Source organism: Legionella sp. (genome assembly GCF_047605385.1).
Classification (GTDB): Bacteria; Pseudomonadota; Gammaproteobacteria; order Legionellales; family Legionellaceae; genus Legionella.
Genome location: NZ_JASGFU010000022.1, coordinates 1 through 20,925, shown reverse-complemented (window position 1 = coordinate 20,925; position 20,925 = coordinate 1). Strand labels below are relative to the sequence as shown.

The following is a 20,925-nucleotide window of genomic DNA, read 5'->3' as shown; positions in this document are numbered from 1 at the left end:
CTAATAACTAATAAAGGGAAATAATGAACAATAAAAATAATCAAAATATAAAGGAAATCATCTGCGATAAGTTGAATGATTTGATGATTCCAGGATTTGTTATTGAATTTACCCCAGAAGAGGCAGATACAGCAGGAGCTTTTATTGAAGATGCTTTGGATGAGCACGATGCAATGGAGGCTATTTATGGATAAATTGCCTTACCATCAACAGGTTGCAAACCAAATTATTGAACAATTAAAGGAAGGAACTGCTCCCTGGTTAATTCCATGGGAAGAAGGTCAAGGAGGCAGACTTCCTTTTAATCCTCTGACTGGCACACGATATAAGGGAATCAATGCACTTTATTTAATGGCTCACAATATACCAGATAATCGTTGGCTAACATACAAACAAGCCCAATCGTTAGGTGCTCAAGTTAAAAAAGGCGAAAAAGGAACAACCATCCAATATTGGAAATTTTCAGAAGAGCGGATTCAAAAAGATGAGCAAAATAATCCCATAAAGGATGAGCACGGGAATGTTTTAAAAGTGAGATGCTCACTTGAGCGGCCTCGTGTATTTTATGCGACTGTTTTTAATGCGACACAGATTGAGGGTTTGCCTCCCTTGATTGTTGAGGAGCGTCATTGGGCCTTACTTGATAAAGCAGAATCCATTCTTGCTGAGTCAGGTGCAAATATTATTCACTCTGAATCAGATAGGGCATTTTATAGAAAGTCGACAGACAGCATCCATCTGCCTCTTAAAAATCAATTTAAAACAGCCGCGCGATATTATGCGACTGCTTTGCACGAACTAAGTCATTGGACCGGACATTCCTCGCGCCTCGATCGCGATTTAAATCATCCTTTTGGAAGTGAAGGATATGCAAGGGAGGAGTTGCGTGCAGAAATCGCAAGTCTCATGCTAGGGGATGAATTAGGTATAGGCCATGATCCTTCTCAGCATACGGCCTACATCAAATCATGGATTAAACTATTAAAAGAAGATCCTTTAGAATTATTCAGAGCAAGCTCTGATGCAGAAAAGATTAGGACATATATTACTTCATTAATGATAGAACAACAGCATGAAGTCGTGCTGACTCAAGATCAACAACTCATGGATGAACTCAACAAAGCAAGGGATTCCATGAGCGTGCCTATCCAAAAAGAGGAGCGAATTTGGCTCAATATTCCCTTTCATCAAAAAGAAACGGTTAAAGAACTGATGAGTAAATCACCCAGTGGTGAATCGATGATCCTGTGGGATAAGGACATGAAGAAATGGTATGCCCATTCGTTAGCGGATTTGGAGCGTCTTAAGCCGTGGCGCGAAACTAATAGTCAGACTAATACGGAAGAAGTGGTTTTTGAGAAAACCTGGCTGGCTATTCCTTTTTCACAAAAAGATACTGCCAAATCGGTGGTAGGTCACTTGCCTGATGGTACACTTGGCATTGCGTGGGATCATCAAGAAAAGTGTTGGTATGCCAAACCTGGGGTTGCTTTAAATCGAATCAAACCATGGATTTCTGAGAACATAAAATCAAATCTAAATTCAAAACTTGATCCCATCACTGAATTCAAAGAAGCTTTAATGAGTTTAGGATGTATTGTTACTGATGAGCATCCGATAATGGATGGAAAAAAGCACCGTATTACCGCGGAAGGAGATAAAAATGGAGAGAAGGCAGGATTTTATGTGGGCCATTTAGATGGTATTCCCGCAGGATATATTAAAAATAATCGAACGGGTATTGACTTAAAATGGAAAAGTAAAGGTTATGTTTTAACAGAAGAAGAAAAAGCTCATTTGAAAGCCATCTCGATGGAAAAATTAAAAAATCGTGAAGAAGAACAAGAGTGTCTTCATAAAAATACTGCGGGACGGTTAATGAGTAAATTGAACCTGATGCAGACATTAACAGAACCAACTCCATACATTGAAGCCAAAGGGATCACTGTACATCCAGGTATTTATACAGATAAAGGCAAAAAAACGATGTGCATACCTGCATTCGATGCCGAGGGCATTTTATGGAACATCCAATATATTCAGGAAAATGGTACAAAACGATTTGCAAAAGACAGTCGAAAAGAAGGGTGTTTTCATGTGGTAGGGGGTTTTGATTGCTTGGCAAAGGCTCCAGTTATTGTGATCGCTGAAGGTTATGCTACAGCTGCCACCTTAAGTGAGTCGCTGGAAATGCCAGTCGTCTCTGCTTTTGATGCAGGGAATATGAAATTGGTTGCTCAAGCCCTCAACCAAAAATTTCCTCAAATACCTGTTTTAATTGCGGGTGATGATGATCGATATCAGGAAAAGAAGCAGGGCATGAATCGACCTGCTAATCCGGGGAAAGAACAAGCCATTGAGGCGGCAAGAAGTGTCAACGGTTTTGTGGTATTTCCTATTTTTTCTTCAGGAGAGCAAGAAAAAAATCCCAAACAATTCAGCGATTTTAATGATCTTGCTAAAAATAGTGTGTTAGGTCGAGATGGGGTATTACGACAGGTTAAACCTGTTATAGATAAGATCCTTGCTAATTTTAGATCTGTGCAGCAAAAATCTACTAATAAAAAAATTTTATCCGTTTAGATTTGGAGTCGAATATGAGTAAGAATTCTGGTATTTATCTATAACCTATCTAGTTGTTTTAATAGTGTTGGTTGTTACGTCTTGGTCAAGTCACAATATGGTTATTCTCTTAGTAGTATGTTTATGGGTTTTTCTTTGGCCTGCATTTTTTATTTATGACTTGGCTAAAGTGATTTTACGATTAAGAAACTTGAAAAAGGATATCATGTAAAACATATGTTATTGGGACGCCAAAATAATTGGCGTCCGATTGAGTAAACCCAATGTACATTCAGCCAATGATAAAATTAATGGATTGGCAGAGGCGTTCATTTTCCATTTCTGAATTTTCCCTTATAATTTCCCAAAAATTAACAGGAAATCACCAATTATTACATCATAGTGAAAATCTCTAATTTAGACTGCCACTAAATATGGGATGCTTACATGATGATTCTACGAATAATTGGAATTACCATTTTGGTGTCTTTAATTGATTAAATATAAAATATTATGGTTGCTCTTTTTTTTAATTCCAACAATAAGTTACAGTAATTGTCCTGAAATAAATCCAAGATCTCATCAAACACAAAACAATATGGGTAAAAGCTCATATCTGGATCCATTTTATTATGGACTATTTTTGCATACCATTAAAAAAAATTTGTTGGATATTAAACGGCCAATTTTAATAGCAGGCGGGGGGTATGGCGCTGAGCTTTCAGAATTATTCCAATTAGGAGCCAATACCATCTATTTCAATGATCTTGATAGCCACAATATAAAATGCGCAAAAAATTTCGTCGACAAAAATCTACCGAAGAAAAAAAATAAAGTTCGTTTCTTACTTGGAAATATATCAAATGAATCTGTTTTTTCTTCAATTTCTGACAGCTCGCTTGGTATGGTATATGCTAAAAATGTCATTCCATTTTTAAGCGCAATTCAGTTACAACAATTCATTAAGAACTCTAATCAAAAATTATATCCTAATGGTTTGTTACTATTTATATTTGAAAACCCCGTTTTAGTTCAACAGATAGAAATGGTCCATCAAATAAAAGAGGATGATAAAAGTTCTAATGCAATTCAAAGTAAAATCACACTAGATAACGCAACAAAAAAATATTATAGGACGTACAAAACCTGCCAAATTAACGACTATGAAAAAACTCCTATTACTTTACGTGAAGTTGGATTTCCATGCATCAATACCATAAAGGGGATATCTTTTAATATTTTAATGCCACTTCAAGTAGGCAATTTATTAGAAAAAAATGGGTTCATTGTTGTGGGAATAACAGCCCTTCAAGAGAGAGTTGATACCTTCATTATTGCTGCTCAAAAGAAAGGAGATATTAATTGTCATGGGTCTTGCAAAACTTGACAAATATTTATTTGATACGTTTTTTCCCTTCCTTACGTTTTAAACCAAAAATTGTCCGTCGCACTGAGTGATCAGATTGGGTTCTTTGGCACTCCAACTGAGGGTATACATTATTCGACAATAACATTTTACTTCTTCGGGAGAGCTGAACCATATTGAGTGAGGACATGTTTCGCAGGCTGTTTTTATTTTCGGGCGGCGGTTCTCTTCCAATGCGCTCAATGTTGGACTTTGTGCTTGTGGTGTTGTGAATTCCAATTCTTGGCTGTGTTCTATCTCCATCAGATCTTCTTGTTCTAATAGTTTCATTGCTGCTTCCAGTTGCTTTTCGATATGATCTTCTTCTCTGACATGATTGTTCATGGATTTCTCCTTTTATTTTGATTAAATGATTCCGTAATTGTTCCATCTTTGGATCTTCAAATTGAATGGGTATTTGATAATGAACGGCTATACGAATAAGTGACTCCTTGAATTGCGGTGTTCCAGTCACTGAGACCAATGAACCAAATCGTTCTTTTGCCATGTGTAGCGCAGTTTTGAGACTTTGAATTGAAGCTCCTCTATAAATCCCAATCTCTTTGCCATTATCTCGGATAGTACAATTATCGATTCGATAAATAGCTGTTCCTTCTTTGGTAATGCCATCTAATTGATGTTGAATTAAAGATGAATTAGATTCTTTTGGGCTTTTGAAAGAATAATATGAATTTGGATGTTCTTTTTTGTCACGCATGGCTGTTAATGCGTCTTTATTTCCTTGTAAGGATTGCTTTAATAACCAATCAGCCCAGGCATAACAACGATAAGTCTCAAAAAGGCGAGTGCGCTCTTGTAAGTATTCCTTTCGTATATTGTGCAACTCTTTTTTAAGAGAGCTACTAATTAATGAATATAAAATTTTTTTATTGAGGCGACTGCTCTTGGATAATTTCACAGTAGCCCTTTTAAAACGACCATGCCGTTTAGCTTGTTCAATGAGTCGTTCTTTGCGTTCGCGCGCAGCGAGTAAGGTCTGTGTTAATGTTTGTTTGTTATAAGATTGCTCCGCCTTATATTTAGAATATAAGAGCGAGGATTGAATAGTTCTTTTTAATGGTTGCAGCTCATAAGAGGATTGTTTAGATGTTCTGTTTTGATCTTTGCTATTAAAGGGTTTAAAGGACCCTAAACGAGATTCCAGTTTCGATTTTGATAGGTTACGTGATATGGAACTTGCTTTGACCGCAAGCCCTTTACTATCTAAAATAATTAATCCGTTGGCACATTCTTGGACCTGTAATCCATGTTCTGTAAGTATTTGATGAAACGTCATCCAATCGGAGCTATTTTCTAATTTATCCTTACAGGTTCGTTTAATCCAACCCAGTAAACTTTCCATGTGAGCATGATGCTCCATATCCTCTGCCAGATTTTCTGATCGGACTTTTTGGGCTTTATGATTTGTTTTTTGTAGCCCAAATTCAGTTTCAAGAATTTCTGCAATCTTGCCAAGAGTTTTATAGGCTCTATATGGCTCTACCATCGTTAATTGATGGGGATGAATTTTATTGATTGCCACATGAATATGCACATTATCAGTATCATAATGGATAGCGCTTATTCTCTGATGATTTGTAAAGCCAATTGAGTTGACGACACGGTCTTCAATAGTTTTTAACACGTTAGGAGATGGATTTTCACCAGGTGCAAATGAAATAAGTAAATGGTAGGTTTTATCTCCTTTGGCTCTTTGATTTTTGGCCTGTGTTGCCATAATCTCATGGGATGCCCAAGCAGGTTCCGTATTTAAACAATTAGAAACTCTTATTAGGCCAACACGTTCTTGTTTTCCTTGAGTGTTTGTAATGTATTGAGCTAATTTAAGAAAATTACTCTTTTTGACAGTGTTCATGGGTAAGTGGCGAATAATCATAAAGTATGCACTACCTCTAAAAGTTTATCCTGGGTAATGCGAATTCGCTCCAATAGTGCCATTATGGTCTTTTTGTCAAAATGTGTTACTCGTTTATCTTGCACCAACCATAATTTTAATAATCCACCTAACCGTCCTAGATCGGCATTAATTTTAGAGAGCTGCAAAATGGAGTCTTGGTCAATAATGCCTCGTATTTCATATCCAAGTCCAAGCCTTCGTAAGTATTCTGCTATTGAAAGACCAACTTTCTCTGCATTCTCTTTAATTTCTGTTTCTTCCAGCGGAAGAACGGGAACGCGAAGGTGGCGACCGTGTTTTCTTGTTGGGTTTTTACTATTGATATCCATAAGGATGCTTACCTCTTTAAAAGGGGTTGTGCAATCCTTTGAAAAAATGATGAGTACGTTTTAACCGTTGAGCACCGAAGGTGCGAATAAGGTTTTGTGATGTTGGGTAACCAGTTTACTGGTTAGCTAACTTCACCTATCTTGCCCAGCTTTCTAATGCCTCTATTTGGAATAGTATCAGTTTCTTTTTGGTTTTTATATGATTTTTCTTGTTCTTTTTTGTACGCCATAAGGAAAAGATCTCAGAAAAGGCATGCCAAGAACATTTATGAACACTTAAGATAGTAAAAGCTCGTAAAAAGAAAATAAAAGGGCAGAAAAGGGCGAATATAAAATCATTAAAGCTTGAGAAAATTAATAAAACTGAATACACTTTCTTTTATAAAATAAAAAGAATAAATCTCTGGTCACTTATGGAACAATCCTTGTCAAAGCGAATTGCAGAGCGCGAAGCCAAAAAAATAACAACTACGAATTCGAAAAATAAAGTGGCATTTCTGGCATTGAAATCCGATATTCAAGACGCTCTATCCGTTGGATGGTCCAAAAAAGTAATCTGGGAAACATTATTTGAAGAAGGTAAAATTTCGTTTAGCTATAAAACATTTAGAACTTATGTCTCTCAATTCATTTTATTAACCGAGTGTTCTGAAAAATCAGTTCATTCTAACTCAGAAATAAAAATGCCCAAGGATGGGGATGATAAAGAAAGTAAACCAATTAAGGGTATCCCTGCGTTTACTTTTAGACCTACACCCAACCCGGAGGAACTTTTATAATGAAAATACATATCACAATGCAAGGTAAAGGCGGCGTGGGAAAATCTTTTGTATCGGCCACTACTGCTCAATACAAAGTGCATAAAGGACAAAAACCATTATGTATTGATACCGATCCCATCAATGCCACATTTTATGGATTTAAAGCACTTGATGTCCAACGATTGGAAATTATGGATGGAGATGAAATTAATTCACGCCATTTTGATCAATTAATTGAGATGATTGCGTCAACGCAAGACGATGTGATCATTGATAATGGGGCTAGCTCCTTTGTTCCTTTATCGCATTATTTGATAAGTAACCAGGTTCCTTCATTGCTTAATGATTTAGGTCATGAGTTGGTTATCCATACGGTTATTACAGGAGGGCAGGCCTTACTGGATACAATGAATGGATTTTCTCAGTTAATTAATCAATTTCCCATAGAAACACAGTTTGTTGTTTGGTTAAATCCGTTTTGGGGAGCCATTGAGCACGATGGAAAATCATTTGAACAAATGAAAGTCTATCGTGATAATAAAGAGCGAATTTCTTCGCTTATTCATATTCCGGTGTTGAAAGAAGAAACCTACGGACGAGACTTATCTGAAATGCTTCAGAAAAAAATAACATTCAATGAGGCATTGGACGATTCTAATAAGAACATTATGACCAGGCAGCGTTTAAAGATAGTTCGAGATCAGTTATTTGGCCAGTTAAACAACGCCATGGTGCTCTAATGAGTGAGGAAATAGACGAGTTAATTAAGGAAGTTGCCGTGAAACACGGCATTTCCCTCGGAAAGGATGATCCCATTCTGATTCTTCAGACAATTAATGAAAAATTAATTGTGAATAATAAGAAAGCGCATCAAGATATGTTACAAGATTTTAAGGAAGAATTAGAAAATATCTCTGCACGTTGGAAGGATGATGCTAAAGATAAATCTGAGAAGGTTTTAAATGCTGCATTAATTTCCAGTAAAGAAATGATGGCAAAGTTGGTACAACAAAGTACGGCGCAAGCGGTCGAAGCTATTCAACTAATTATGAATAATGCCATAACAGAAATTAAAGAGGTGGAGCTAAGAACTAAAAATTATTCGATAGCTACCTTCATGGTATCAGGAGTAATATTAATTTCATTCATGTTAGTGGTAGCATTTTATTTCTTTTAAAAGATACTGACCTATTGCAGATAAAGGATACAAAAGGGACAAGGAGAAGCAAAAATGACTAATGTTATTATATTCCCTGAAAGAGTGAAACAGAATCAGAATAGACCTGATAACTTATTAGGTCTGAAATCATGCAAACCAAATAAGACAAGAGCTTTTTTTAAAGGTATCTTTATTTTTTTCAAACTTTGCTGGTTTTATTATGGCCGTTTACTCGGTGGTTTGTGTATTTGGATTTGATTTTAGTTTCTCTTAAGTTGTTTCTTCATACTAATAATCATGCTACTTTTGATTTTTTATTACACATTTTCATTATTTTGTCTGGAGTATGTTTCGTTTTTATTTTATCGACTAGGAGCGAGAGCAAGAAAGATGTATTCTGTCACTAATTAATTAAGGGAATTCACATGCTGGATATAAGCAATGAAGATATGGCCAATATTCATGAATCATCAAGACTGGTAGATAAATTTCATCTCTTACACAAAGAATGGATTGATATGTTGGAAAAAGTACGTCAAGGGGAGATGTCATTGAAAGAGACAAAGCCTAAGTATGATGAATATCTTGCTGCAGTTGAAGAATGGGATAAACATCGAAGTAAAGTAATCCTTTTTGAACAAGTACGAAATTAAAAATTTAGTTAACTCAGATAGACTTTATTCCTAATAATTTTAGTTTTAAGTTCCGCCTCTAAGCATAATATGTACACACCAAGCCTTAAAGGGCCCGCATCGTCATTTTTTATAGTTCTAAAATAAGAACAGTGTTGATTTTATATTGGCATGTGATTATTATTTCGTCAGTTTAGGAAATTAAGACGAAAGCTTACTCAACTCTATTAAGGAATACATCTCATGCCAGTTCCAATCGTTGTGATTACTACCTATTATGGTTTAACTGCGGGTTATACAATTTTATCCATGCTTGGTGCTGGAGGAGGCGGTTACGGAGTTTATAAAGGAATACAATGGTTTTCTGGGCGTGGAAAAAAATCGCAAGAAGAGGTGTTTGATGAGCAATCTCATCAGCGACAGGAAGAAATGCTACAAAAAGACTTTAAAACAACAGAAGAAAAGGAAAAGCGAGTTGAAGAAATTTTGACTCAACAAACCGATTGGACTCAATTAAAAAAATTAATTAAAAATTTAGAGCGTAGCATGGGGCGAGTAGAGGAAACAGCACAGCTCATTGAAATGCGGGCGATGTTAGAGCACTGCAAACGAATTATTTCAACGACTGAAGAACAAAATAATAAATTAATGGGCCTTGCTGAGCAACTTGATACAGAAAATGCTCTTCTTTGTGAGAAAGTTGCCGAACTGGATAATTTACTACAGCGTATATCGGAAGCTTGGGCAGCTGATAAAGCAAAAATAAAAGAACTTGAAAAAAGTACCGTATCTAGCACCAATAAATCACGATTTTTTAAACAAGAAACGCCATTTCTCGACGATAGTGCGCAAAATCAGCCATCCCCTCTGGTTACGAAGGTTTAAGGAAAAAATGAAAATGAGTGGAACGAACAATAAAAACAAAGAAAAGCAATCTTGGTTAATGGCACAATTCTTTATCTGGATTTGGGATCCCATAAAAGCACACTGTTCTTGGTTGTTTATTAAGGAATTTGAGATTCCTGAGAATACATCAGGAGAGTTAATGCGTCGGACTCTGAATAAAAAAAGCTGGTTTGATGCACTGTGCGCGAATTGGGTTGAAAAGACATTCTGGTTCAAATTAAAAGCAGGGGCAACACTTATCATTTTTGCATCTTTATTGGGTATTCTCATCGGAGCGCCTTTCTTGATGGCCTTTTTTTCTGCTTTTGGTTCTGTCGCTGCTCATTTTCTTATTATGGCGCATGAGCATCATCGATATGAAACTGCGAAGTGCATGGCTCAGGAGGCGATTGCTCTGAACAAGGATTTGACGAAATTAAATCAAAGGGTTGCCGAAGGTGCTGCACACGTTGAAGAAATGGCTGAGAAATTAGATAAAGAAAAAGAACGAGTTCAAGAGACTCTTCAGGCAGTTGATCAAACTGTTGTTGAAATGGGCGTGCGATTGAAGGTTCAAGAATGTGATGTAAGTGAAGTGAAACAAAAAAATGAGAACATAGCTCAAGTGGATGAGTCGATTCATCATTTTTCGGAGCGATACAAATCAAGGCAAAATGCATTTTTTGCGAAAAATTTCTCATTAAACCATAGGATGAATAATCTTGAGGCTCTATTGCGCGACAATAGAGATGAGGTAACGGATGTAGTAGATGGTGATGAATCTTATGTGATGAGCGCATAGTTCTATAGGTTGTGAACGATAGACTCTTTTTATTTATGGTATTCGGTGAGTTCTCTTTGGGCACTAAACCATGAAGATGAATCATTCAATTGAGTTTCTATCGAGGTTCCTTAACAGAATATTGAGAATGGGATTTAAACTGAATTAAATCCAAGCATCAACGGTCCTTTGCGTCAAGACTACAAGAAAGTCATATTCATCCTGCGGGTGAATGTCCCGTGGTAGAAGGTGTAACCCGCACTACTATGTAGCGAGCCTTGTGTGCCTAGCGGCACCAATGGAACATAGTAAGGTTATCCTGGTGACGGGCCATGACTAAGGCCTTGGTTGTGGGTTTTAGATTGTTACGTATTCATTCTCAATTTATTGTGAATCCTGTCTGAAGAAGAGAACGGTGTAAAAAATTGATGATGATTGCGCCCATGCTCTTTGACTTGATAAAGTGCAATATCGGCACTCTTATACAGGGATTGGGATTCACTTCCTGCTTCAGGGAAATAAGCAATGCCAATGCTTGTCCCAATAGATACCGTATGAGTATTAATTTGAAATGGATGGCTCATCGTATCAATGATTTGTTGTGCAATAAATTGCACCCGATGAATGTCATTAATTTCAGTCAGAATCACGGCAAATTCATCCCCTCCTAATCGTGCAATACAATCGTTTTCACGAATGCAGGAACGCAGTCTTAGGGCTACTTCATACAATAGGCAATCACCTACATCGTGACCGAAACAATCGTTGACATTTTTAAAAAAATCTAAATCGATTTTTAATAGCGCAAAATGATGCTGTTGTTTTTGGGCACGCGTTATCTCGTGTTGTAAATCATGAATGAATTGCAGTCGATTGGGTAATTGAGTTAAAGAATCGTAATGAGCTAAGAAAATTAATTCTTTTTGTACCGCTTTTAAGTTTTTTATAGCCTTTATAAGAGAGGCATTTCTTGAATGTAGCTGTTGATTTCGTGCAATTAATTTTCTTATTTTATCTTGATTACGCAAAGGAACGCTCCAAGGATTCAATAATTATGGGTGCTAGAACTAATTTCCTATTTATTAGGATAAAATGATAGACATACCGTGTGGCTATATATCCATCATAGCACATATGCTTATTGAATGAAAAAGCAAAATGATTTAATTTTAATAGGCGAACAAATTCGTAAAATCAGAAAAGAGAAAGGCTTTTCTCAAGAAGATTTTGCTAATTTTATCGAAATGAATCGCGGGTACTATGGAACTATTGAACGGGGGGAAGCTAATATTACTCTGTTAAATGTTCTAAAAATCCTTAAAGGATTAGAGGTAACACCTAATGAGCTCTTTCCTTCATCAACGTATACAGACCCCCGGCCGGGATCCTGGTAAAAAAGGGTCATGTTCAATTTTTAATCTTTATTAATACCGAACTGTATTGGCATTGTCTGTCGTGACCTGGACAAATCAAAAACACCATAGCGGTTAATATTCTCCCTGAAATACGCTGATAAAATCGATAAATCATCCTTACTATATTTGACCTCCTCGGCAGAAAGCTGGTTCAAAACATTGGTTGTGTTGGCAACAGTGTAGAACATCACAGCATTAGCAACCATCCTGCCAAATGCGATTATTTTTTGCTGAATTATACTATTGTTTTCGTGAATAACGCCGTCTTTGCCAAAGGTTATCCAGTCAATAAAATCATTAAACTCTTCACTTTTACAAGTAGCTGCTTGAATCTTTTTACGAAGGTCAACATCAGCAATATAATTTAAAAGAAAAATGGTTCGCACTACTCGTCCCAATTCACGGAACGCTTGATGCAGCTTATTCTTCTTGCTATTGGAGCGCAGCTTTTTCAATATAGTTGACGCTTTGATTTTACCACTTTGGATTGACATAACAACGCGCAACATATCGTAGTATATTGACTCTATAAGTTGCCAGTTTGGCTCTTTCGATGTAAAAATATCACTGATATGTTGGTATGATTTTTCATTCATTCCAGTTGGTCGGTAAAAATTGAGATGCTTGAAACTACGTATTCTGGGCATAAGTGTTATTGCCAACAAATAAGCAAACCCAAATACTACTTCGTTTTGCGCATGTGTATCCCCATGGATTGTATCTGGACGTAAGGCTTCATCACTTTCATAAATCCCATCGAAAATGTAAATGGCCTCATAAACACCACACGGGATAAAGTTTCCAAACAAAGCAACATACTGATCAGAAACGTGATAATAGCCAATCCCACCATATTTTCCATAACGAATATGGTGCTCTGCCAGTAGATTATTGGTATACATATCCCAATAAGTCCCATCAACAGAAGCACTTTCACCATTGCCCCAAATATAAGGTAGCTCAAACTGTTTGTATGCCTTGATAATGACTTCACTAATTTTATTGAGACGCAGCTCAGTAATGTGGTGATTGAATAGCCAAGCAATTTGTTTACGTGAATACTTTTTCAAGCATCGTTCAGCTTGAACTGGGCCAACATTACAACCATATGCAAAACTGGTAGCAATAAACCGCAAATCATAGTCATCGATTTTGGGTTCGTATCCTGATAAAGGCTTTAAATGGCGACTGATACCAAGCCAATTTTCCACGTCAATAAGTACAGAAACGATATCTGTCAATGGCATTTTGGATGCTACCAAATTTGAAAATTTTTCTTGTTGCTGACTCACTTTCTTACTGATAGATCGCTTTAATACTGGCTCACCGTTGATAATGTTCAAATATTCATTATCGACAAAATTTTGATTCACCTTTTCAGCAGCTTGCTGATGCTCTACCTGTAGTTCTTTTACAAATAGCCCGGGATCGTCAGACTTATCTATCAGCTCAGTATAAGACTTTAGGTTTTGGTAAAATTCATCCCATGGAATAAATTGTTTATTAGGATCATCGTTCTCATAGCTGTTAAGAACAAAGGCATCGGCACAGTTAATTTCATCCATGGCAAATCTAAAAATAGCCATCTCTAACTTCTGTTTATTAACGGTTCGAATTTGAGTGGTGTAACGTTTGGTCTTGCCTTCGGTAATGAACTGAAACCATTGGTCATCAAGCCATTCTAAATTGCTAAACTCTTCTAGATTGATTTCAACATATTCTCCATGGCTTCGTTGATGTACCAATATGAATTTAACTAACTTTTCTACTAGTACATCTTTAGAAGCTGAATTGATCTCGATCTGCTTCAGTAAGCGAAACATAGCATGTCTTTTTGCTTGATAATACTTCAACATTAAAGGTAAATCATTATTGTCAGCATAAGCCAGATATTGTTCGCAGGCTTCAATTGAAGCATCGATATCATTTGGCAAGCTTTGCTCAATTAGCATTAATTTTTCTTCAGGTGTTGGGGCAGTTAGTCTGCTTGCGACGAGAACTTGCTTAAGGCTACCAATAAGTTGATCTGTTATTTTTTGGTTGGAATTTCTGATTTCCTGTAGCGCTTCCGCTGCATCAGTTTTTATTTTACGCAGCCAGCGAGTCAGCACAGTAACAATGCTATCAAGTGATTTTGCATACTGATGATATAACAACATGGCTGATAAAGCATATCGTTTGGCTTCTTTAATACGGCGCATATCGGCAATATCTAAAGCCATTGCCTCAGCAACATATTGATCTAAACGGTGTTCAGGAATATCAGAAAGATCAATTGGGCTTTCATCTCGCCACTTACGTAATTGTTCCAGGTAATCAGTAAATTCTCGAATGTTTGTGACAGATGGTTTTTTTATTTCTTGTTTAAGATATTCCCAGCCACTAGTGAACTCATGGATTGGTGAAGTGGAGAGCAATAACTGATCAAAAAATTGTTTAGTCTCATCAGTAAGTTGGTCGCTAACTTTTTGATACAGTACCGAGCTAACTATTGTTCGAGCAGCGCGTGCAAGTCTCAGTAATGTTGAAAATGCCGGAATTTCAAAATTATTTTTGATGAGTTCTTCGAGCATATCATTGATAATATCAGCTAAATTTTCTTTAATAGCCGCAGATTTTAAGCCAGCAGACTTCATGATTGACTTGCGTTGCTGCTTGCACTCATTGATGGACAGAAATTTGCGGATAACTGTTTTGTGACGCTTGCGTTGTTTGAGCTGCATGTAATTTTGTAGCTTTGCTTTATCCACTTTAATCTCAATGCAGTTGGCAATATATTCGATAATGGGTTTAGGAATTGTGTTGATTGAAATGTGATAGCCTAAACATTGATAACATTTTAGTGAAAGCATAAAACCAAGTCGGCTATGAGGTGATTTCTCACTGGTGCTTTTATTGAGTAATTCAAGCTCTGCCTCTGTTGGCAAAAAATTCTGTTTGAGTTCCTGTTCGTCAGGATTTGGTTTCAATCTTGGATAAGCGGTGTCGTGAATTGCAGTCATTGTGAATTTAAGGTATCTTTTGTGGTGGCCGAAAACAGTAGTTTATGGTCATGCAAAAATCAAGACTTCGGATCCTTATATTTAAAGGGTTTTCGATAGACAAACTTCAAGGAGTTTTTGGCCAGGTATGAAAGCAGGAATTTATGCCAGAGTTTCAACACATGATCAGCAAACATTAGCTATGCAAATTGAATCAATTAAAAAGTATGCAGATGCCCGTGGCTGGGTGGTCGTTTCTGAAATTACGGAAGTTGGTTCCGGTGCTAAAAATAACCCCAAGAGAAAAGAACTTATCAATGAAGCCCGTCGTCGAAATATAGATGTCATTATTGTATGGAAGCTAGATCGCTGGAGCCGCTCTGTCCATGATTTGTTTCAGACTTTAAACGAATTGAGCAACCTCGGTGTTGGTTTTATATCTTTGACCGAAGCATTGGACATGACAACTCCAACAGGCAGAGCAATGGCAGGTTTACTCTCCATATTTGCCGAATTTGAAAGAGAAATATTAAAAGAGCGAGTTAAGGCAGGAATTGCTCATGCAAGAGCTCTAGGAAAAAAACATGGACGTCCTCCTACTGCCAGTTTATTAGCAAATAAAGTTAAGACGCTTTATGATCAAGGAATGAGTAAGTCAGAAATTGCTAAAAAATTAAAGATTGGGCGTACTTCTGTTCGGCGGGCTTTAGAAAATTTGAATTGATTTAAATATAAACAGGAAACGGGCCTTTTCGTAGGAATTACCTATTCTGACGCATTTGAATTACTAATTCGGTAGGAAACACGAACCGTCAGCTCCCGCCTTAATACCAAGGCAACACTTTAAATGTTGCCTTGCGAAGGACCGCTTCCAATCTCAGCTTGTTGATCAGCTTCGTCAGAATCTTGTACCTCAACAAGCGGTACAGTAAAACCTGATTGCTTCAGTGTATTTCCTGGTATTTGAGAAGCTTCTTGAAAGAAATTGCTTTTTCCTTGGAAAGTCTTAGAAATAGAAGCTCCAACAACAACTAAAACACTCGAAATCATTGCAAGGAAACTATAAAAAGTAGATTTAATTTTTGCATCACTTTCAATAGCTGCTTTATGTTCAGAGCAAACAAGCGTTGTTTTTCGTTCAAAATTCGCGCTCTCTTTAATTTGCATAGCAGGAGAAAGTGCAAAATGCTGGTCAACCAAGGCTTTTAATTTCACATAAGCAGATTTTAATTCATCAGTATATGGATTTAAACCTCCTGTTAATTGTTGGATGCTTGCTTCAATCTCTGCTAATTTATCCCGAGCAATTTTTTCTGGATTAATGAAATTCTTTCTTAAAAACATCTCTAGAGCCATATTTAAAGCATGAAATGCTTGACTCTCTTCTCTCTCATCCGACCAGCTCAATTCACGTTTAAATGAGCCTAAAACTTCTCCAAGATGCGGATGAATTTTAATTCCGCTAACCGCAGGCTTTATAATGCTCTCCATGTGCGCCAGATATTTATCGGGCTCTAAACCATATTTTTTTGCTGCATCTTCATAGATTGCAAAAGACACCGATGTTAGAGCCCGTTGATTTTTTGTATCGTTAGGGTTTCTTAAATAGTTGATTAGTGCATTTCTAAATTGTTGGCTTAATTCTTTAGACATATTCTATTCACCATGAACTTAATTAATGCAAATAATAGCAAATGAATATTAAGCAAACGTTAACTAATGCGTAAAAACATAAAGACTTATGACTTACGATATGTTGCGGGTGGTGATGTCCATTCAAAATGGTAAAATTAAAGCCTCAACATTTTGCGGAAGCTATGCACGCAAAGCCGTAAGAATAAAATTTATCAGGCATTTCGTGAATTAGAGCGAGTAATTCGAACAATATTCTTGCTCAATTACATCAACGATATAATTAAGACGAGGTATTCATGCTGCCACCTGTAAAAGTGAAGAATTTAATAATTTCATTGATTGGGTAGCGTTTGGACATGATGGAACTATTGAAAATAATCTGCATGGAATTCAAAAGAAGATTATTAATTTTGGTCGTTTAGCCGCTAATGCCGTTATTCTGCATGTTGTAGCCAATATGACAAATGTGATTAATGAGATGAAAACTGAAGGTTATGAAATTAGCCCTGAAATGCTCAATGGTTTATCGCCGTATCACACAGGCCATCTTAATCGATTTGGCTTATTTCCTTTGGCGAAAAGAAGAGAAAAATTGAAAGTGGAATTTAAATTGAATTAAATATAAACAGGAAACGAGCCTTTTCGTCAGGATCCCGGTCGGACCTCTATTAAAAGATTGAAATTTGAACATGACCCTTTTTTACCAAGATCCCGGCCGGGGGTCTATACAAGGTAAATCCAAATAATGAATGGCTCAATGGGGTTTTAGTACGTGCATGGTGCTCGTTAATGGTTATTGTATGCTCGATTGGATGGTGTAATGAAGAACACAGTACTTAATTTTTTCGTTTAAGCCACTGGTTTAATTCATTTATAGTGTGTTCATTAACGCGAAGAAGCTGTTGATAAAGAGGCTCCAGTAATGAACGATGACCGGCTTTGTAATAACGTTCAAGGTATTGGCATGCGTAGCGCATTTTTGCTGTGCCCATATAGACCACGCCGCCTTTAATCTTATGGGCGAGTTCTTCTACTTTATGCCAATTGTTTTTCTGGTGTTCACTCTGTATCTGATGGATGTCTTTTTGGATTTCGTCAGATAAATAGGTTTGTACCAGAGTAATGAGTAGGTCCTCATCATGGATTTGTTCCAGTGCCTGATGTTCATCGAACAGGGGAAATGCATCGAGTTGAAACAACGCTTCTTCGGTATCCGGTAAATCTTGACCTAATGATTTTTTTGCAGACTGATTGGGACTCTGTGGTGCGGAAGTGGTCATAGGGAGTATCTGATGGAGGCACTGTTCAATCGTCTCAATTTGAGTAGGTTTGCTTAATACGTCATTTATTCCAGCCTGTTGACATTCTTCCCATGCTGCTTCTTTTGCATGCCCAGTCAGTGCAATGATAGGAACAGCGGGTCTATTTAGAGTCTGCTCCTGATGGCGAATACGCTGTGCCAGTTCAGTCCCTGAGATACCGGGTAACCCAATGTCGGTGATGATTAAATCAACTGAACTGGTTTGCAATAAAGTCCATGCCTCTTCTCCAGTAGTGGCTGAAACAAAGGCGTATCCATTTTTTTCCAACATCATTTCAAGAGTTTTTAAAGCAATAACATTGTCTTCAACCAGGAGAAAATGAAGCGGTGTTTGAGTGGACACTGATTGATTCGTTCTCTTAAAGGCATGGGATTTAGTAGATGATGAGGGTGCCTCACTTATAGGACATTCTACATCAAAATGGAATGTGGAGCCTTCGCCTACCTTGCTGGTTAAGGTGATATGACCGCCCAAGAGCGCCACATACGATTGGGCGATGTGTAACCCAAGACCATGTCCTGTATACACTCCTTTGTACGAGGAACTGACTTTAAAAAAGCGATTAAATACCTGAGATTGCACTTCTTCTGGAATTCCAATGCCGGTATCAGATACCGCAAATTTAATGTGCGCTGTCGCAGCATTTTGATGCAAACACTCTAGGCTCAGGGTAATGCTTCCTGATTGAGTGAATTTGATGGCATTGCCTAAAAGATTAAGTAAAATGCGATGAATTTTATCGCGATCACTGCATACATATCGCGGGACATCCGGTGCAATATCTGCTTTAAGTATGAGGTGCTTTACTGAAGTGGCAGGAGACTCCAGACGGATTAAATCATGGATGCATTGATGTAAATCAAAGGATTCATGCTTAATGTTTTGTTCACTTAAATGCTCCGCGCGTACATCATCCAAAATATTGTTGAGCATGTGAAGTAATTCTTCACCACTGTCGTGCAGCATGTGCGCTTTTTTTTGATCTTCTGGGTCACGCAGAGTATGTTCCAGTATTTCGGATAAACCAATGACGCCCGTAAGTGGCGTTCGGATATCATGGCTCATGTTGGCAATAAATTCAGTTTTGGCTTTGTTGGCTATTTCAGCCGCTTCTTTGGCGTCTCGTAACTCTGATTCAAGTTTTTTAATTTGAGAAATGTCGAGAGAAACTCCTAACATACCGATTATATTTTGATTCTCATCTCGTAGAGGTTCTTTATGTGATAGATAGGTTTTTTTTCCTTCTATAGTATCTACAGTTTCCTCTCGAATTTGAATTTTTCCAGATTGCATTACAAGGTTGTTTATTTTATTTAGCTCGTCAGCTTGATTTTTCCAAGGCATGTCACTATTTGTTTTTCCTACAATTTCATGACGGGAATTTAATTGGGCCGTTTTTGCTTGCATATTATTACAGCCTAAGAACTCGTTTTTTGTATTAAGCCAGTAAATATGGCCAGGAATTAGAGCAATAAGGTTGTCTAAAAATTTATTCTTTTGTTTTTTCTCAAAAAGCTGATTTTCTAAAAAATCTATCTTATTTTTTAATTGGCGGATTTCTAATTCATGCTGCTTATTTGTATTGGCCATAATCGTCTCTTTTGTTTTCTTTATTATAGAATCGATTTAATCAGTCGGCACGACAAAGTATCTATTGTTTTTATTTGGGTTAAAAATATACAAAAAGTTTTTTTATGATATAATTCTTTCCATTTAAGTTTAAATGGAGAAATGATGGTTAAAGTAAAAGGCTCTAAAGACGGTGATATTTTAAAGGCTCGTTTTGAGGGACAAACGAAATCATTATTTCCAAATCTGAATAAAACGAAATCGTTAGTACTTTTAAGTATTCGTGGCAATAAATATTGCACGGGCGAATATTTAAAGGCTATTGTTGAAAAAGCTGCTTCTGAATTTGAGTTTACTACTTTTTTGATAGCCGATGAGGTTTATTGGCACAATTTATGTCAGGATTTTGATGATGTTGCTCATCGGAAAGAAACACTGCAAGACGAAGCTGTTTTGTTGGGAAAAACTTATTTTGAGGAGCATTTGGATTGTTTTCTAAAACCTCTTGGATTAAGTTCAGGGGAGTTTGATGCTCATCTCGTAGAAATATTTCCGTTGGATAAAAAAGCGGCATTAAATAAAACAGCAAAGAATTATGAAGTGCTGTTTTGGCGGGATTGGCTAAAAAAATCCACACCATTTTGTAAATTTCAGTCACAAATTAGCGCCTTGTATCAATCAGAACCTACTTTATCTAAATCAGTGCATCAAGTTGCCGCCGATTTTGTAAGACGGCATTCTAATAATTCTGTGACAGAAGAATTGTTAATGCAGAGTTCTTCAAACTACCTTATAGAGGAAAGTCCGGCTGTAATGTGGATTGCCGCGTCATTAGGATATAATTTTATAATTTATCCTGGCGAGATAATTTCCTCCTTTTCTGCTTCACGAGATTATTTTATAAGAAATGATATGGATAACAATCCTTTGTTTGTGGATGCCAGTAAGCCTGAATTGCTGGTCAATTGGTTGGAGGTTTCTTTTATTCGCAGCCGATCTTCTGACAGCCATTCCATTAAAAATAATAAAAATAGTGGTGCTATAGATGAAGGTGAATTAACTCAATTAATGAAGGGAGTAACCGCAGGTATTTTTAGCCTTGCACTAAATAAAGAAGAAAAAATAGAGCTAATTACCGATGTAATCCTAAGTTATCAAAGTAAAAAATCCATCTCAGGCGGTGATAATTTAAGTGGTTTTATTCAAAAAATGAGCGGTATTTGTTAAAGAAGCCGTTGCAAAAACGAATATTAGTTTATATTGTAATCTTTAGATTTTGGAAAGCATTTGTCTGAAAATACTTCCCAAATGTCGTGCAACAAGTTGGCCCAATTCATGAATATTGATCGAAAAACAATCAATCGTAGGATGAATCCTACTTTAATTAAGATTCATTCTTCGCTGCGGATGCCTGAATGATGTACTCCACCAACTTTGGCAAATCCAATTGCTTTTGCTTTAATGAGTAGATTACAGAATGAATGATTTACGCGCAAAAAAGCAAGCTGGATGAGCACTCACTTTCCCTAGGCTACTCACAGAGTTATCCACAGATTTTGTGGATATGTTGA

Annotated in this window: 22 protein-coding genes; 15 read left to right on the top strand and 7 right to left on the bottom strand. The window is 36.9% G+C overall.

The window, feature by feature from the left end:
- Positions 1-23 precede the first annotated feature (23 nt).
- The 3 genes from QM652_RS07030 (at position 24) to QM652_RS07020 (ending at position 3,949) form a co-directional block, all read left to right on the top strand.
- A complete protein-coding gene (locus QM652_RS07030) occupies positions 24-194 on the top strand; it encodes a hypothetical protein (RefSeq protein ID WP_415074215.1) in 171 nt (56 codons plus the stop codon).
- Complete coding sequence (locus QM652_RS07025) at positions 187-2,583, top strand: zincin-like metallopeptidase domain-containing protein (RefSeq protein ID WP_415074213.1); 2,397 nt, start codon at positions 187-189, stop codon at positions 2,581-2,583. The genes QM652_RS07030 and QM652_RS07025 overlap by 8 nt, the downstream gene beginning before the upstream one ends.
- 472 nt (positions 2,584-3,055) lie before the next feature.
- Positions 3,056-3,949, top strand: coding sequence for a class I SAM-dependent methyltransferase (locus QM652_RS07020; RefSeq protein WP_415074211.1), 894 nt, complete (start codon positions 3,056-3,058; stop codon positions 3,947-3,949).
- Positions 3,950-3,956: 7 nt separating this feature from the next.
- Here the strand turns inward: QM652_RS07020 and traI are convergent, their stop codons facing one another.
- Both traI and traJ read right to left on the bottom strand, forming a co-directional pair.
- Positions 3,957-5,843: a TraI/MobA(P) family conjugative relaxase gene (traI, locus tag QM652_RS07015; RefSeq protein WP_415074209.1), complete on the bottom strand. Its 1,887-nt coding sequence runs from the start codon at positions 5,841-5,843 to the stop codon at positions 3,957-3,959.
- Positions 5,844-5,860: 17 nt separating this feature from the next.
- Positions 5,861-6,214 carry a conjugal transfer transcriptional regulator TraJ gene (gene traJ, locus QM652_RS07010; RefSeq protein ID WP_415074207.1) on the bottom strand — a complete coding sequence of 118 codons (354 nt, stop codon included), beginning with the start codon at positions 6,212-6,214 and terminating at the stop codon, positions 5,861-5,863.
- A 425-nt stretch (positions 6,215-6,639) separates the two neighbouring features.
- On the opposite strand from traJ, the gene QM652_RS07005 reads away from it, so the two are divergent.
- The 7 genes from QM652_RS07005 to QM652_RS06975 all read left to right on the top strand — a co-directional run bounded on the left by QM652_RS07005 (position 6,640) and on the right by QM652_RS06975 (position 10,453).
- Positions 6,640-6,993, top strand: coding sequence for a TraK family protein (locus tag QM652_RS07005; RefSeq protein ID WP_415074206.1), 354 nt, complete (start codon positions 6,640-6,642; stop codon positions 6,991-6,993).
- A complete protein-coding gene (locus QM652_RS07000; protein WP_415074265.1) occupies positions 6,990-7,715 on the top strand; it encodes an ArsA-related P-loop ATPase in 726 nt (241 codons plus the stop codon). The genes QM652_RS07005 and QM652_RS07000 overlap by 4 nt, the downstream gene beginning before the upstream one ends.
- Positions 7,715-8,152, top strand: coding sequence for a conjugal transfer protein TraM (locus QM652_RS06995; RefSeq protein WP_415074204.1), 438 nt, complete (start codon positions 7,715-7,717; stop codon positions 8,150-8,152). The genes QM652_RS07000 and QM652_RS06995 overlap by 1 nt, the downstream gene beginning before the upstream one ends.
- 54 nt (positions 8,153-8,206) lie before the next feature.
- The gene (locus QM652_RS06990; protein ID WP_415074202.1) at positions 8,207-8,392 is read left to right on the top strand and encodes a hypothetical protein; all 186 of its coding nucleotides are present in this window, start codon (positions 8,207-8,209) and stop codon (positions 8,390-8,392) included.
- Positions 8,393-8,559: 167 nt separating this feature from the next.
- Positions 8,560-8,787: a hypothetical protein gene (locus tag QM652_RS06985; RefSeq protein ID WP_415074200.1), complete on the top strand. Its 228-nt coding sequence runs from the start codon at positions 8,560-8,562 to the stop codon at positions 8,785-8,787.
- Positions 8,788-9,009: 222 nt separating this feature from the next.
- Positions 9,010-9,651: a hypothetical protein gene (locus tag QM652_RS06980; protein ID WP_415074198.1), complete on the top strand. Its 642-nt coding sequence runs from the start codon at positions 9,010-9,012 to the stop codon at positions 9,649-9,651.
- 13 nt (positions 9,652-9,664) lie between these two features.
- Positions 9,665-10,453, top strand: coding sequence for a hypothetical protein (locus QM652_RS06975; protein WP_415074196.1), 789 nt, complete (start codon positions 9,665-9,667; stop codon positions 10,451-10,453).
- Positions 10,454-10,797: 344 nt separating this feature from the next.
- Here the strand turns inward: QM652_RS06975 and QM652_RS06970 are convergent, their stop codons facing one another.
- Positions 10,798-11,460 carry a diguanylate cyclase domain-containing protein gene (locus QM652_RS06970; protein WP_415074194.1) on the bottom strand — a complete coding sequence of 221 codons (663 nt, stop codon included), beginning with the start codon at positions 11,458-11,460 and terminating at the stop codon, positions 10,798-10,800.
- Between the two features lie 117 nt (positions 11,461-11,577).
- On the opposite strand from QM652_RS06970, the gene QM652_RS06965 reads away from it, so the two are divergent.
- On the top strand, positions 11,578-11,826 hold the full coding sequence (locus QM652_RS06965; RefSeq protein ID WP_415074192.1) for a helix-turn-helix domain-containing protein: 249 nt from the start codon (positions 11,578-11,580) through the stop codon (positions 11,824-11,826).
- A gap of 20 nt (positions 11,827-11,846) precedes the next feature.
- On the opposite strand, the gene QM652_RS06960 is transcribed toward QM652_RS06965, so the two are convergent.
- Positions 11,847-14,849 (bottom strand): Tn3 family transposase, encoded by a 3,003-nt coding sequence (locus tag QM652_RS06960; RefSeq protein WP_415074190.1) that lies wholly within the window; start codon positions 14,847-14,849, stop codon positions 11,847-11,849.
- 127 nt (positions 14,850-14,976) lie between these two features.
- Here QM652_RS06960 and QM652_RS06955 point away from each other — a divergent pair, with 127 nt between their 5' ends.
- Positions 14,977-15,552 (top strand): recombinase family protein, encoded by a 576-nt coding sequence (locus QM652_RS06955; RefSeq protein ID WP_415074188.1) that lies wholly within the window; start codon positions 14,977-14,979, stop codon positions 15,550-15,552.
- Positions 15,553-15,671: 119 nt separating this feature from the next.
- Here the strand turns inward: QM652_RS06955 and QM652_RS06950 are convergent, their stop codons facing one another.
- The gene (locus tag QM652_RS06950) at positions 15,672-16,481 is read right to left on the bottom strand and encodes a hypothetical protein (RefSeq protein WP_415074186.1); all 810 of its coding nucleotides are present in this window, start codon (positions 16,479-16,481) and stop codon (positions 15,672-15,674) included.
- A 153-nt stretch (positions 16,482-16,634) separates the two neighbouring features.
- Between QM652_RS06950 and QM652_RS06945 the strand changes: the two genes are divergently transcribed.
- Together QM652_RS06945 and QM652_RS06940 are read left to right on the top strand one after the other, a co-directional pair.
- On the top strand, positions 16,635-16,775 hold the full coding sequence (locus QM652_RS06945) for a Tn3 family transposase (protein ID WP_415074184.1): 141 nt from the start codon (positions 16,635-16,637) through the stop codon (positions 16,773-16,775).
- Positions 16,756-17,082 carry a Tn3 family transposase gene (locus QM652_RS06940; protein ID WP_415074263.1) on the top strand — a complete coding sequence of 109 codons (327 nt, stop codon included), beginning with the start codon at positions 16,756-16,758 and terminating at the stop codon, positions 17,080-17,082. Before QM652_RS06945 ends, QM652_RS06940 begins: the two co-directional genes overlap by 20 nt.
- A gap of 217 nt (positions 17,083-17,299) precedes the next feature.
- On the opposite strand, the gene QM652_RS06935 is transcribed toward QM652_RS06940, so the two are convergent.
- Positions 17,300-19,375 carry an ATP-binding protein gene (locus tag QM652_RS06935; protein WP_415074182.1) on the bottom strand — a complete coding sequence of 692 codons (2,076 nt, stop codon included), beginning with the start codon at positions 19,373-19,375 and terminating at the stop codon, positions 17,300-17,302.
- Positions 19,376-19,516: 141 nt separating this feature from the next.
- Between QM652_RS06935 and QM652_RS06930 the strand changes: the two genes are divergently transcribed.
- On the top strand, positions 19,517-20,581 hold the full coding sequence (locus tag QM652_RS06930; RefSeq protein WP_415074180.1) for a hypothetical protein: 1,065 nt from the start codon (positions 19,517-19,519) through the stop codon (positions 20,579-20,581).
- 164 nt (positions 20,582-20,745) lie between these two features.
- On the opposite strand, the gene QM652_RS06925 is transcribed toward QM652_RS06930, so the two are convergent.
- Positions 20,746-20,871 carry a hypothetical protein gene (locus QM652_RS06925; protein WP_415074178.1) on the bottom strand — a complete coding sequence of 42 codons (126 nt, stop codon included), beginning with the start codon at positions 20,869-20,871 and terminating at the stop codon, positions 20,746-20,748.
- Positions 20,872-20,925 lie beyond the last annotated feature (54 nt).

Bases quoted from the DNA above. Each gene is read 5' to 3' on its own strand.
- QM652_RS06990 (WP_415074202.1), top strand. From the start codon at position 8,207: ATGACTAATGTTATTATATTCCCTGAAAGAGTGAAACAGAATCAGAAT.
- QM652_RS06965 (WP_415074192.1), top strand. From the start codon at position 11,578: ATGAAAAAGCAAAATGATTTAATTTTAATAGGCGAACAAATTCGTAAA.
- traJ (WP_415074207.1), bottom strand. From the start codon at position 6,214: ATGGATATCAATAGTAAAAACCCAACAAGAAAACACGGTCGCCACCTT.
- QM652_RS07030 (WP_415074215.1), top strand. From the start codon at position 24: ATGAACAATAAAAATAATCAAAATATAAAGGAAATCATCTGCGATAAG.
- QM652_RS06930 (WP_415074180.1), top strand. From the start codon at position 19,517: ATGATGGTTAAAGTAAAAGGCTCTAAAGACGGTGATATTTTAAAGGCT.
- QM652_RS07025 (WP_415074213.1), top strand. From the start codon at position 187: ATGGATAAATTGCCTTACCATCAACAGGTTGCAAACCAAATTATTGAA.
- QM652_RS06975 (WP_415074196.1), top strand. From the start codon at position 9,665: ATGAGTGGAACGAACAATAAAAACAAAGAAAAGCAATCTTGGTTAATG.
- QM652_RS06995 (WP_415074204.1), top strand. From the start codon at position 7,715: ATGAGTGAGGAAATAGACGAGTTAATTAAGGAAGTTGCCGTGAAACAC.
- QM652_RS06960 (WP_415074190.1), bottom strand. From the start codon at position 14,849: ATGACTGCAATTCACGACACCGCTTATCCAAGATTGAAACCAAATCCT.
- QM652_RS06950 (WP_415074186.1), bottom strand. From the start codon at position 16,481: ATGTCTAAAGAATTAAGCCAACAATTTAGAAATGCACTAATCAACTAT.
- traI (WP_415074209.1), bottom strand. From the start codon at position 5,843: ATGAACACTGTCAAAAAGAGTAATTTTCTTAAATTAGCTCAATACATT.
- QM652_RS06980 (WP_415074198.1), top strand. From the start codon at position 9,010: ATGCCAGTTCCAATCGTTGTGATTACTACCTATTATGGTTTAACTGCG.
- QM652_RS06985 (WP_415074200.1), top strand. From the start codon at position 8,560: ATGCTGGATATAAGCAATGAAGATATGGCCAATATTCATGAATCATCA.
- QM652_RS06935 (WP_415074182.1), bottom strand. From the start codon at position 19,375: ATGGCCAATACAAATAAGCAGCATGAATTAGAAATCCGCCAATTAAAA.
- QM652_RS06955 (WP_415074188.1), top strand. From the start codon at position 14,977: ATGAAAGCAGGAATTTATGCCAGAGTTTCAACACATGATCAGCAAACA.